Consider the following 12,361-nt stretch of genomic DNA (forward strand, 5'->3'; position numbering starts at 1 on the left):
CCACCGTGTGGAAATTTTGGTGCGAACCTTTATATGGCTAAGGCTAAAAGCCTGTTGTTACAGAAGGTGCGTACGGAGAGGTCCATAGGGATAGGGTCCGGGAACGCCGAATCACTCCACAAGGGTCAGCTTCGTGCGGCCTGTTCATGGTTTGTGGCTGCTTGCCCTCGACGGCTCGGTAGTGCTCAAAAGGTTAGACCTTTTGGACTCCAGTTGGCGCCGCGGCGAGGTCTGCCAGAACCCGTAGAGCAGTTCTCACGGTGCTCAGTGCAACGAAGACGTGATCGGGGCATACGGAATCGCGGGTTGTAAAACGCACCCTGGAGCGTATGTCGCGCGCAGCGCAAGAATAGAAGTGGATTTCACAGTCGTGGGACTTTGTTTGAACAGAGGATAGTTGTAGACCATCTGTGTCCGGCTTGGCGGACTCGCGCAAGTAGACCTTTAGGCTCTCTTGCCAGAGTGCAAATTGTCTGGATATCGCTGTTGTGGGGAAACAGTAGCGGTTAGAGTCGTCCAGTATCGGCGCAGCAATCGTCCTCAACTGTCTCTAGTTCCAACATGAAAGCCCTAAGTCTGCTGAGCGTCCACAGAATGTGCACACCCGGAGTGAAGTCTCAGCCGAAGTAGGCAGTCTATCAACAATTACCGCTCTAGTGTCTGCGGGCACCAGGGGGTTAGCTTCGCGTATCTATTGATATCTACCCAAGGCGAACCTCTAGGCCGCCCAATAAGGCATGCGATAACGCCTGTGTTTGTGCGAAATATACAGGCGGGGATCCCGGGCATACCTATGTCCGGAGTCTTCATGGACTCTCACTAAACGAGCAGCGTGGGCCCAAACTAGGAGTATTTCAGTGGCCACCATTCGCCTTCCGCGCATTCGACATGTTCGCGCTTTCATTGCTGCAGTAGCAGGTACCGCAGCTATTTCAACGCTTTCCACCGTAGCCCCAGCGGGCGCCGATGAAGTATCGACGCCAAACCCAGGTACGGTCCAGGACCAAAACTCAGACCACGTAGCAATTGACCGTGCGGTTGCCAATGCAGATTCGCTGCAGGCCGCTGTAGAGGAGTCCCGGGCAGAGCTAGGTCGCGCGGAAGCGGATGTTTCCGGAGCGGAAGACCGTATTGCTCAGATTCGAACCCAATTGGAACAAGTGAACGGCGAGCCGGGCACTAATGAAGAGTATGTTGCCAGCTTGGAAGATGAGCTGCGCCAGGCGGGGGAGGAAAAGCGAGAAGCCGAGAGTCGGGTCGCGCAGGAGCGTCGAGAGCTGGCCCAGAATGAAGCTCGACTAAACGCTACCCAAAGGTTTGCGGAGGCCACTTTTGCCCGCCAGCAGCAGGCTGCGCGCCAAGAGGGGGCAGCAAGCGGGATACAGCTCTCGCAGCAGGATTCTCTTCCAACCTCGCCAAATCAAGTTGATAATCTTGATTCTGCAGCTTCGACTAACGCCTTTACGGTCAACTCTGAAGACTTGACTTCCGAGGACAAGTCTCAGGGCTTTACAGATGAGGTAGTAGATCGGGGCTCGCTTGAGGCTCCTGGCAGTGCGGACGTTGCCGATAATCCGGAGGCTCCATCCGTTGCTGAGCAGGAGAAGACTACTCCAGAAGCGGACTTCGGAAACGCCCTCAACAAGGGTACAACGCCGACGTTCCAGAACGTCGATTTTGGCACTGGATCCTCCGTGAACGATGCGCTCGGACTTGCGAATGATATCGCCGCAGCCGTTGATGAGGACGATGTGCGCACCCTCATGCAAGGTTCATCTGACTTGCTTGGTTTGGGCAGTCCGAACACTGCACCTGCCGCCAGTGTTGACGCTCCCGAGGTGGATGAGGTAACTGAGTCCGAGGAAACCACCACTGGTGCAGATGCGGGCCGAGACGCTCAGATCGAGGCCGTCATTTCTCGCGCCGAGTCTCAGGTCGGCGTCCCTTATGTGTGGGGTGGCGGCGATAATAATGGTCCTACCGGTGGGCTTCGCGATGGTGGCGTGGCTGATTCCTTCGGGGACTTTGGACAGTCTGGCTTCGATTGCTCGGGGCTAGTCAAGTACGCCTACGCGGCAGCCGGCCTGGACCTTCCTCACTACACTGGTGCGCAGTACCAGCAGGGCACGAAGGTTCCCCGCGAGAACGCACAGCGCGGTGACCTTATCTTCTACGGAGCTGGTGGAAGCCAGCACGTAGCTATCTACCTAGGCGACGGCCAAATGATTGAAGCGCCACAGTCGGGTCAGACTGTTTCAGTAGTTCCGGTTCGCTGGGGTGGCGCTACTCCCGATGTCGTGCGCCTTCTCTAATCTCCAACTTTTGGTTGGTATGGTTTAGGGCATGACTGACGCACAACAGAATGCCCAAAACTTCGACGCCCTCCTCGTTCTTTCTTTCGGTGGCCCGGAAGGAAACGAGGAGGTCGTTCCTTTTTTGGAGAATGTTACCCGAGGTCGAGGCATCCCTCGCGAGCGGCTAGAAGTGGTGGGCGAGCATTATTACCACTTCGGAGGGGTAAGCCCGCTCAATGCGCTTAACCGCGAAATCATCGATCATGTCCAAGGCGAGTTGAGAAAACGCGGACATAATCTACCGGTCTACTTTGGCAATCGAAATTGGCATCCCTTTGCCAGCGAGACTGCGGAGAAGATGTCTCAGGACGGGGTGCGCAAGGTAGCTGTCTTCGCTACCTCTGCATGGGGTGGGTACTCCGCATGCCGGCAATATGATGAGGATATTCAGCGGATGCGCGAGCATCTGGCGGAGCAGGGTCTGCCGGACATTGAATTTACTAAGATTCGCCAATTCTTCGACCATCCGAAGTTCGTGGCCGAAATGGCAGCCGCTGTCACGGAGGTCTGGGGACAGGTTCCGGAAGAAAAGAAGGAATCCACTCGCTTGCTATTTACCGCCCATTCGGTTCCCGTCGCGCACGATAACGTGGGCGGAGCGGAAGGCGATAAAAACCTTTACTCCCGCCAGGTGGCAGAGGCGTCGCGGTTGGTGGCCGCACAAGCCGGTATTTCTGGCTATGACCTTGTATGGCAGTCACGTTCGGGCAATCCACGCACTCCGTGGCTCGAGCCAGACATTGTTGATAAAACCACTGATATCCACCACAACGAAGGCATCGACACGGTAGTGGTGTGTCCGATTGGCTTCATCTCCGATCATATGGAGGTTATCTGGGATCTCGATTCCGAGCTGCAGAAGGCAGCCGAAGAGATGGGCGTCAAGGTCCTGCGCACTCGTACAGCGGGTCCGACTCCACGGTTTGCGGAGATGGTCGTTGATCTCATCGATGAGCTAGAGCAGGGCCGCGAGTGGGAGACCAGCGGGAGCGTCACGGTGCAAGGGTGCACAGTCAATGGTGAGCCGTGCGCGGCGGGGTGCTGCGATATCTGGTCGCGTTAACGGGCAAACTCTCCAAGCGCATAAGACACGCCCGTCATGCGGGCCTGGCGGATGTGGCGCCACAAGCGAAGCAATTGTGGATCAAGGCTGTGGTCATTGATGCGGTCAGTGACGGTTTCGATGATCGCGGCCACTCGGTCGGCACGGGCAAAGAGCTTGGCTGCTCGAGCTGGCGTTGAACGGGGAAGTCCGGGTGTGTCATAGAAGTCGCTCAGGGTTCCCACGGTGAGGCGTGGGTTGGGCAATGCCTCGGTGCTATACCCGGTTGCCGCGATGAGCTGGGCGGACTCATTGGTTGCTTGAGAAAGGAGTGCGTCGGCTTCACCGGGGCTTAGCCAGGCGGGTGCGGGGAGCTGCTGCTTTTCGACGACCACTTGCCACGCTGTATGGCTGTGGCGAATGTGGGGGATGAGGACTAAGTTACGCAGGGGATCATTGGTGCGAACTATGATTGCTCCGGCGGAACTTTGTGTAGCCGCGCGATAGGACTCCGATCCCGCCGGCAATGCAGGCGGCTCGCCTGGCCCGGACAGTGCGAGGCGCACGATAGGTTCTGCACGTACACCGCGATGAGCGGTAAGCTCGGAGGTCTCCGCGCGCAGCATGGCTAACACATCGACGAAGGGGGATTCGTCCAAGCATTCTGGACGTCCGCCTAGTTCAGTAAGCGCGTCCAGCAAGTCATCGGTGGTTTCATGTCCCCACAGCCACGAGCCAAGCCAGACGGCGGTGTTTTGTAAAGGTGACCATACTTCGGCGCGCATATCCATGGCGAGCCAGTCTAGTAGATAGACTAACGGGCCATGAGTTTTGATCCTTATGGCGGAGATATTTTTGCTGGCCACTCGCGGTCGAAGCCGCGCCAGTACCCGGAAGTACCAGCCGAGCCCGGAATGGTAGTGGAAGTGCGCGGCGATGACTTTGTGGGGGCTGTTATGGGCGTGGATAAGACCGTTTTCGGTGAGGTGGTACGCCTTGAGGATCGCCATGGCGTAGAACGGGTCTTTAACCTGGTTAAAGGCGGGTTCCTAGTGGAAGGCAAACCAGTAACGCTTACCCGGTACGTCGAAAAGCAGGCTCCCCGCAAATCCAACTCCGGCTCCCGCCGCGTAGAAAACGTGGAGGCAAAGGTTGCCGCGCCATCGCGCATTTGGGTGGAGGGCGTGCATGATGCCGCCATTGTGGAGAAAGTGTGGGGTCACGACCTGCGTGTGGAAGGCGTGGTCGTCGAATACCTCGAGGGTTTGGACAACTTGGAGGCGCGCCTCGCAGAATTTCAGCCAGGGCCGGGCCGCAGGGTCGGCGTATTGGCCGATCACTTGGTTCAAGGCTCCAAGGAAACCCGATTAACGGAAACCGTGGGAGAGCATGTCCTGGTCACTGGACACCCCTTCATCGATATCTGGGCGGCGGTAAAGCCGCAGCGCGTAGGCCTGCGCGAATGGCCAGATGTGCCCTACGGCGAGGATTGGAAAACCGGTATTTGCCGCCGCGTAGGGTGGAGCGACCCGAAGGATGGGTGGCGTCATGTCTATAACGCCGTGCATTCCTTCCGTGACCTGGACTCCAGCCTGATCGGTGCCGTGGAGCGCCTCGTGGACTTCGTTACTACACCTGAGTTGAGCAAGTCCGACTTGCTCTAGGGGTGGGCAAGGTTGGCGCGTTCAATGAGGTTGACGGCCAACTGCCACCCCGCCATCTCCGCGCTCCATCCGGCCGCCTGGAGGCGTTGCGACATGGCTTGCTTGGAAATTCCTAGCTCTTCGGCGGCCTCATTCTGGTTGAGTCCTGCGCGGACGAGCGAGGTTGCTTCGCGCCCTTCGATGGTGCGCTTGTGCAGAACGTACCCAAGCAGGGCAAAGGTAGCTGCGATATCGCTCGCCTCCGAGGCACGGCCGCGCTTATTGAGTTTGGCGTAAACCTGCCCCATGCGGGCGGACTTCCGCAATGCGGCGGTTGCTACCTGGCGCGCGCCTTCCTCATCTTCCTGGTTGCCGGGGCTAATGCCGATGCCGATAGCCCAGTCGCCGTCGGCAAGCAAGGCCATGACCACGTCGCACACGGCAGTTGCTGAATCTACTACGGCGCAAATATCTTCCACGCCGAGCACGTGGAACTCGCCCACACCATTGAGGGTGGATAGCGCCGTTGCAGAGCGTTGGACCAACTCTGCGCGACGCACGGAGCGGCCCCGGTAGCGAGCGTGGACAGCAAGCACAGAAATCCTCCTTAAGGAACCAATTGCGAAATAGTCTACCGCTCGTACTTGACTTATGGGCGAGTGGGTAGGCGCGAATCCATATACAGCCCGCCCATACCGATGGCGGCAAAAGCTACCATGGCGACAATGATGCTGGGCGAGGTGTGGCCGGTGAGGGCATCGCCGAAGAAGACGCCGAGGGCAGTAGTCGGGATGGAACCGAGGAGGGTGGCCACGGTGAAATGGCTAAGCTTCACGGGTGTTAGTGCGGCAACATAATTCAGGAGACTGAAGGGGACGCCGGCTACCATTCGCAGCGAAGCGATGGCCAGCCAGCCGCGTCGCTCCAAGTGGGCATTGATTTTAAACACTGCGGGGTGGGTTAGGTGCGGCCGGATCCAGTCTCCAAGGAGCGTGCGGACGATGAGGAGCGACAGGGCCGCAGACACCGTCAAGGCGCACAAGGAGAGGGCGAGGCCCTTCCATGGGCCAAAAAGTATTCCTGCGGCTACCGTCCAAAACGTTCGGGGGAATGGAAGCTGCGTAAATATGACATAACCTAGGGTGAAAAGGAGGGGGAACCAGGCGCCATAGCGGGTGGAGGCCTCGCGAAGTTGAGCCACGTCCGGCAGATCAAAGAAATAAAGGAGGGCCACGACGGTGAGGATGGCCGCGAAGAACGCCAGCCAACGCCGTATCGACCACTGGAGGATTGACCGCCAAGCGGACCGGGCGAGCGACATGAGGAAATGGCCGAAGCTGCGCGCCCAACTCAAAAGTGTGGTCATGGGGGAGATCGTAGTCCTTGTGGGAGTACTGAATAGAAAAATCCGGCGGCTACCTTAGTGGTAACCGCCGGTCCGTTGTGCCCGAGGGGGTGTCTGGTTCGGAGACATCGTTCCGCATGTCTTATGAGATAGTGCCGGTCTAACCAGCACTAATGTCTCATTACATCGATCCGGTAGAAAACTCTGAAGTTAAATTTGCCCGGCCGCGACAAAAAGTGATGTCTCGAGACATCGATCCTCCATGCTTTAAAAATGGAGCAGAAATCAAAACCAAGCCCAAAAATCATCATCGAAACCATGCTTGCTACCGGCATGACTCAAGCCGAAGCAGCTGACCATTTCGGCGTCAGCACCAGATGGATCCGAACACTTCAAGCCCGCTACCGAGAAGGCGGAATCAACCGCCTAGAACCACGCTCTAAACGCCCGCGCACTAATCCCCGAGCGCTCAACCCCAGCACTGTCGACCGCATACTTAAACTGCGCCAGGACCTCACAGAACGCGGCACTAACGCCGGAGCCCATACAATTCGCTGGCACTTGCAGCAAGAGGGAATCGACCCACCACCAGCACCATCCACAATCCACCGAGTGCTCGCAAACAACGGTCACGTCATCGCCCAACCATAAAAGCGTCCTCGCAGCTCATGGATACGATTTCAAGCAGATCAACCCAACGAAACATGGCAAATGGACTACAGTGACTGGACCATCGCAGGTCACAAGCGAGTAGCTATCCTCACTATCTTGGACGACCATTCCCGGTTCATCATCTCCTGCTGTGCCTACAACAATGCCACCGTGGGAAACGTCATAGAAAGCTTCATTAATGCAGGCCAGACACACGGCTACCCCCAGTCCACCCTCACCGACAACGGCCGAGCATTCACAACCAGCACAGACCGGACAAACCCCGCGCGAAACGGATTCGAGCAACTGCTCATAGACCTAGGAATCAAGCAGAAAAACGGTAAACCCTACCACCCCCAAACACAAGGAAAAGTTGAACGCTTCCACTACACCCTTAAACTAGCCCTAGCAAGCAAAATACCAGCTCAAAGTCTCGATGAACTCAACTCTCAGCTAAAAGAAATCATCGAATACTACAACCACAAACGCCCCCATAGAGCCCTAAACAGAACCACCCCCGCAGAAGCCTACACAGCACTGCCCAAAGCTCTCCCAGCAGACATCAAACCAGACCACGACTACCGCCTACGCACTGACAAAGTAGGCACCAACGGCAAGACAACCCTGCGATGGGGTGGCAAACTACGCCGCCTCTACATCGGGCGCCGATGGGGCGGCGAACCAATCACCATGGTCTGCATCGACAACCGCGTAAGCATCAAAATAACCACCACTGGGGCACAAATCGCCGCCTACACACTCACCGAAGAAAAAATCTATTACAACAAGAAAGACAACGAACTTGACCCCCAACAGGGCAACTGAAAACGAAAAATCTCGAGGCATCGACCGGAACGATGTCTCGAGACTTCACATTGTGCCCGAGGGGGGACTTGAACCCCCACGTCCGTTAATAGGACACTAGCACCTCAAGCTAGCGCGTCTGCCATTCCGCCACCCGGGCAGGGTGTTTATCAGCCTCTCGGCTGGGCACTCCGATACTGTATCCTGCTCGAGGCTTGCTTTACAAATCGCCAGCGTAAGGCGTGAAAAAGCTACCGTTTACGGCGTGTGGAAATACATGGTTGTAAGTCTGGGTGGGGGCTTTCCGCGTGTGCGGCAAATAATATGCAGGGTGCGGCGGTTACACCACATCGACAGCGGCTTGTGAGGTGGGGTACAAAGGGGTCTATGACTTCTTATGCAGATGATTCCCGCTTTCCCGGTCCAGATCCTTACGCACCGCTGCGCGATGTCCCTTCCTTCGTTCTCTCGTCCACTGATGTGGTGGAAGGAGACGAGCTCCAGGAAAAGCTCCGCGCCCCAGAGAGCGTATCGCCTCAGCTAGCGTGGTCCGGACTGCCGGAAGGCACTAAGTCCCTGGCCGTAACTTGTTTCGACCCAGATGCGCCAACGGCGTCTGGTTTCTGGCACTGGGCGGCGTTCAATATTCCCGTCGAGGTAAGCGAGCTGCCTACCAATGCCGGTGCTGCAGAGGACTTGGGCATTGACGGCGTCATCAGCTTGCGCAACGATTCCGGCGAGCGCACCTACTTCGGCGCTAACCCGCCTGCCGGACACGCCCCGCACCGCTACCTCTATGCCGTCCACGCAGTTGACGTAGAAAAGCTCGACATCGACCCAGATGCTTCGCCGACCGTGCTTGGGTTCAACCTGCATTTCCACGCCCTTGGCCGCGCCATTTTGTGGGGCTGGTACGAGGCGAAGTAATGGCGAGTAGCTCTACTTCATCGCAGCCTAGTCCGCCGACGGCGCTGCGGGTGGGCGGCGCCTTCATGGTGGTCGCATTCGTGCTGGTGCTCTTTGCGTTAATCTCCGTCTTCACGGATGGTTGGGGTGCCGATTTCGAATGGACGTATTCCAAAGTGGCGATTATTGTTGCCGCGGTCATCGTCGGGGCCTTTAGCACCATGAGCAAAAGTCAGGCGGGAAGTCGCGCGCAGGTTGCCGCATTGGTCATCGCCATTGTGATCATTGCAGCCAGCCGCTTTGTACCCGGCGATATCCTATTCACTCAACCACAGTATTGGGTCGTGTTCTACGCCGGCTTTGCGGTGTTGTGCGCACTGGTTCTCAGGCGCAGCGTTATGGCGCAGACCTAGTCAGCACAGCAAAGACAAAGGGTCCGCCTACTTCCTCTGCGTGCAGCAGGAGAAGTAGGCGGACCTTGTGTTGAAAAGCCTTGGGCTGGACTAATCCAAGGGCTTCCAGGGGAGGCCGGAGCCTACGGCCTGGGAAATATTGCTCAAACCGTGGGCACGGATTTGGGCGGCAATGCCGCGGTGGATATTGCGGATCCAGTCCGGTCCGCCGTAGATGAGACCGGTGTAGCCCTGCAGTAGGGAAGCACCGGAAGTGATGCGCTCCCATGCCTGTTCTGGCGTGGAGATGCCGCCCACGGAGATGAGGGTGAGCTGGCCGCCGACTCGCTCATTGAGGCGGCGCAGTACCTCTAGGGAGCGCTCGGCTACCGGAGGGCCGGATACGCCACCGGCACCCATGTCCTTTACCTCGGCAGCTGGGGTCTTAAGGCCCTCGCGGGAAATGGTGGTATTTGTCGCTACGATTCCGTCGAGCCCGAGTTCAAGGGCTAGGTCTGCCACGGCGTCAACGTCGGCATCGGAAAGGTCTGGGGCAATTTTCACCAGCACCGGAACCGCGGTGCATTCTTGCACGGCGGAGAGAATGGGGCGCAGCGATTCTACTGCTTGCAGGTCGCGCAGGCCCGGGGTGTTCGGCGAGGAAACGTTGACCACCAAGAAATCTGCCAAGTCGCCCAACACCGACGCGGAGCGGCGGTAGTCTTCTACAGCATGCTCGGCAGGGGTGACTTTGGTTTTGCCAATATTGATGCCAATGACATCGCTGTAGCGACGCTTGCGCAGGTTTTCCGCGGCGGCCGCTGCACCTTTATTGTTAAAGCCCATCCGGTTCAAGATGGCCTTATCGGCCTTCAGGCGGAAGAGTCGCGGAGCAGGATTGCCGGGCTGTGCTTGGGCGGTGACGGTGCCCAACTCTGCATAACCAAAGCCAATGGGAGTCCACGTATCAGCAGCCGCGGCGTTTTTATCAAACCCGGCGGCAAGTCCCAGCGGGCGGGGGAATTCTACTCCGAAGACCTCTTGGCGCAGCACTGGATCGTTGACCGGCAGGATCTTTGCCAGGGCTCGGTTGGCTGGCCCGGCGGCTTGGAGTCCGCTGAGCGCAGTGTTGATAATCTCGTGGATGCGCTCCGGGCTCAGTTTAAACATGCCCCGCAAGGCAAGCTGGTAAGCCTGCGCGCGCAATTGGTCAATAGTGCTGGTCATAGTGTTAAGACTCCTTCTTCAGGTGCGGGGCGTCCACGAACTGCAGCCCGTGGCCGGTGGCGGAGGCGGCGACAAAGGTGCCGTCGCCAAGCAGGGCAATATTCTGCGCATCCGGCACGGTGGAGAGATCTCCGCGCAGCTCTGGTACGCCTTTGCCAATTTCATAGGCATAAGCCTTATTGGTATCGGTGGCGCTCACCCACGCCAGATTGCGCTTATTATCCCAGGCTACGCCCCATGGGGTGCCCTCAACGTTGCCGTATTGATGCAGGCGGACGACGTCATCTGAGGTGTAGACGGCCAAGCGGCCGCCCTCGGTATCGGAGGCGAGGACCACGCCGTTATCGCCCACCGCGATGCTGCCGACTCCCTGGCCAACGCGCAGTCGGCCGCCCGCGCGATCATTCGTCCAGTCCACGTTCTGGATGGTGGAATCCTCTCGGTGGATGCGCACCACTCCGTCATCGCCTGAGGAATTGGGCACGGCCAATAGCTGGTCCGAGCCGGCCTCTACCTCGATATCTCCGTCGCGCTTTCCGTCTTTATAGATGCCTACCGTGGTGGAATCGGCCGAGGTGGCAAAGATCTCGCCGCTGGATAGCTGGGTGGCGGCGGTAACGGGGGAGTCCTCCTCCATGTGGACCTCCTGGGGAGAATCCGGGGATGCAGGATCGATGAGGAGAACCTTATCCGGGCAAGCGAGCACGAAGCCCGACTCCGAAGAGCTGAGGTCACCACACTCCGCAGAAATGTCTAGCGAGGTAGCCTTCTGCCCCTCAAAATCCTTCTGGCTACCGATGAGAAGCTCGTCCTTGGTGCGCACTGCCACCGAGTCATCAAAGGCGGCAAGGTCAGTGATGTCTGCCTTAAGGTTGACCACAGTGCCTTCCGGATCCGCCTTAGCCGGGGAGACCGCTGGGGTGGCGTTGCCCTTGACCGCGGTCTCTGGATCGGCGCCCACGCCCACTTCGGGCTGGCAGGCGGCCAACGCGGTGGCGCTAAGCGCCAGCAAACTGGAAAAGATAAGTGCGGAGCCAGATTGAGATTTCACGGCTACTAATCCTAACAGTGCGCGTTGTAAAAACTCGAAGCCCAGCGCGGCTGTAGTGTGAAGCGGGTGATTTCTAATACCGCAACTGACGCTGTTTCTTGGGCGCAGGTCATTGTTTTGTCCATCGTGCAGGGGCTTACCGAGTTTCTTCCGGTAAGTTCCTCCGGTCACCTGCGCATTGTTTCCGAACTTTTTTGGGGCAACGACGCCGGCGCGTCCTTCACCGCAGTTATCCAGCTGGGCACGGAGCTGGCTGTGCTGGTGTATTTCGCCCCAATGATTTGGCAGATTCTCTCCGGCTGGTTCCGCGGCTGGGCCGATAAGTCCTCTCGCGGCCAGGACTGGCGCATGGGGTGGATGGTCATCGTGGGTTCCATTCCTATCGGCATCATCGGCTTCGCATTCGAGGACGCTATCCGCGGCGCCCTGCGCAACCTGTGGATTACCGCTGCCATGCTCATCCTATTCTCCTTTGTCTTTATCGCTGCAGAAAAGATGGGTAAGAAGGAGCGCAGTTTTGACCAATTGACCATGAAAGACGCCATTATTATGGGCCTGTGCCAATGCTTGGCGCTCATCCCGGGTGTCTCCCGCTCCGGCGGCACCATTTCCGGTGGTCTATTCCTGGGTCTGGACCGCGAGGTGGCCACTCGCTTTAGCTTCTTGCTCGCCATTCCAGCCGTGCTGGCTTCGGGCCTTTTCTCGCTTCCCGATGCCTTTTCTCCCGAATCCGGCCAAGCAGCCTCCGGCCTGCAGCTTCTCGTCGGCACCGGCATCGCCTTTGTACTGGGCTACGCCTCCATTGCGTGGCTACTAAAGTTCGTGGGCAACCACTCCTTCTCATGGTTTGCCGCTTACCGCATCCCGGTCGGCGTGCTCGTCATGATCCTCCTTGCATTGGGAGTCCTGCAGCCGCTCTAAGGCACACCGCGTTAGGATGGTGGCT

General features: G+C 58.1%; 11 protein-coding genes, 1 tRNA gene and 1 pseudogene. 7 read left to right on the forward strand and 6 right to left on the reverse strand.

The window, feature by feature from the left end:
- The first annotated feature begins 857 nt into the window (after window positions 1-857).
- Window positions 858-2,312: an NlpC/P60 family protein gene (locus ACKFRY_RS08250; protein ID WP_200435639.1), complete on the forward strand. Its 1,455-nt coding sequence runs from the start codon at window positions 858-860 to the stop codon at window positions 2,310-2,312.
- 31 nt (window positions 2,313-2,343) lie between these two features.
- On the forward strand, window positions 2,344-3,417 hold the full coding sequence (locus tag ACKFRY_RS08255; RefSeq protein ID WP_200435638.1) for a ferrochelatase: 1,074 nt from the start codon (window positions 2,344-2,346) through the stop codon (window positions 3,415-3,417).
- On the opposite strand, the gene ACKFRY_RS08260 is transcribed toward ACKFRY_RS08255, so the two are convergent.
- The gene (locus ACKFRY_RS08260) at window positions 3,414-4,187 is read right to left on the reverse strand and encodes a hypothetical protein (RefSeq protein ID WP_200435637.1); all 774 of its coding nucleotides are present in this window, start codon (window positions 4,185-4,187) and stop codon (window positions 3,414-3,416) included. The genes ACKFRY_RS08255 and ACKFRY_RS08260 overlap by 4 nt on opposite strands.
- A gap of 33 nt (window positions 4,188-4,220) precedes the next feature.
- Between ACKFRY_RS08260 and ACKFRY_RS08265 the strand changes: the two genes are divergently transcribed.
- Window positions 4,221-5,060 carry a DUF3097 domain-containing protein gene (locus ACKFRY_RS08265; RefSeq protein ID WP_200435636.1) on the forward strand — a complete coding sequence of 280 codons (840 nt, stop codon included), beginning with the start codon at window positions 4,221-4,223 and terminating at the stop codon, window positions 5,058-5,060.
- On the opposite strand, the gene ACKFRY_RS08270 is transcribed toward ACKFRY_RS08265, so the two are convergent.
- A complete protein-coding gene (locus ACKFRY_RS08270) occupies window positions 5,057-5,635 on the reverse strand; it encodes a MarR family transcriptional regulator (RefSeq protein ID WP_198493063.1) in 579 nt (192 codons plus the stop codon). The genes ACKFRY_RS08265 and ACKFRY_RS08270 overlap by 4 nt on opposite strands.
- A 53-nt stretch (window positions 5,636-5,688) precedes the next feature.
- Window positions 5,689-6,405, reverse strand: coding sequence for a TVP38/TMEM64 family protein (locus tag ACKFRY_RS08275; protein ID WP_005324807.1), 717 nt, complete (start codon window positions 6,403-6,405; stop codon window positions 5,689-5,691).
- A gap of 252 nt (window positions 6,406-6,657) precedes the next feature.
- On the opposite strand from ACKFRY_RS08275, the pseudogene ACKFRY_RS08280 reads away from it, so the two are divergent.
- A pseudogene (locus ACKFRY_RS08280) lies at window positions 6,658-7,860 on the forward strand (IS481 family transposase).
- 53 nt (window positions 7,861-7,913) lie between these two features.
- On the opposite strand, the gene ACKFRY_RS08285 reads toward ACKFRY_RS08280, so the two are convergent.
- A tRNA-Leu gene (locus ACKFRY_RS08285) sits at window positions 7,914-7,999 on the reverse strand.
- A gap of 227 nt (window positions 8,000-8,226) precedes the next feature.
- Here ACKFRY_RS08285 and ACKFRY_RS08290 point away from each other — a divergent pair.
- Window positions 8,227-8,766, forward strand: a complete 540-nt coding sequence (locus ACKFRY_RS08290; protein ID WP_005324806.1) for a YbhB/YbcL family Raf kinase inhibitor-like protein — start codon at window positions 8,227-8,229, stop codon at window positions 8,764-8,766.
- On the forward strand, window positions 8,766-9,158 hold the full coding sequence (locus ACKFRY_RS08295) for a hypothetical protein (protein WP_150850323.1): 393 nt from the start codon (window positions 8,766-8,768) through the stop codon (window positions 9,156-9,158). The genes ACKFRY_RS08290 and ACKFRY_RS08295 overlap by 1 nt, the downstream gene beginning before the upstream one ends.
- 90 nt (window positions 9,159-9,248) lie before the next feature.
- Here ACKFRY_RS08295 and ACKFRY_RS08300 read toward each other — a convergent pair whose 3' ends face one another.
- Both ACKFRY_RS08300 and ACKFRY_RS08305 read right to left on the reverse strand, forming a co-directional pair.
- Window positions 9,249-10,364 (reverse strand): quinone-dependent dihydroorotate dehydrogenase, encoded by a 1,116-nt coding sequence (locus tag ACKFRY_RS08300; protein WP_005329660.1) that lies wholly within the window; start codon window positions 10,362-10,364, stop codon window positions 9,249-9,251.
- A gap of 4 nt (window positions 10,365-10,368) precedes the next feature.
- The gene (locus ACKFRY_RS08305) at window positions 10,369-11,415 is read right to left on the reverse strand and encodes a hypothetical protein (RefSeq protein ID WP_408922642.1); all 1,047 of its coding nucleotides are present in this window, start codon (window positions 11,413-11,415) and stop codon (window positions 10,369-10,371) included.
- 66 nt (window positions 11,416-11,481) lie between these two features.
- Here ACKFRY_RS08305 and ACKFRY_RS08310 point away from each other — a divergent pair, with 66 nt between their 5' ends.
- Window positions 11,482-12,336 carry an undecaprenyl-diphosphate phosphatase gene (locus ACKFRY_RS08310; protein WP_200436122.1) on the forward strand — a complete coding sequence of 285 codons (855 nt, stop codon included), beginning with the start codon at window positions 11,482-11,484 and terminating at the stop codon, window positions 12,334-12,336.
- Window positions 12,337-12,361: the final 25 nt, after the last annotated feature.

The sequence above is a fragment of the Corynebacterium tuberculostearicum genome (genome assembly GCF_046097255.1).
Taxonomy (GTDB): Bacteria; Actinomycetota; Actinomycetes; order Mycobacteriales; family Mycobacteriaceae; genus Corynebacterium; species Corynebacterium tuberculostearicum_J.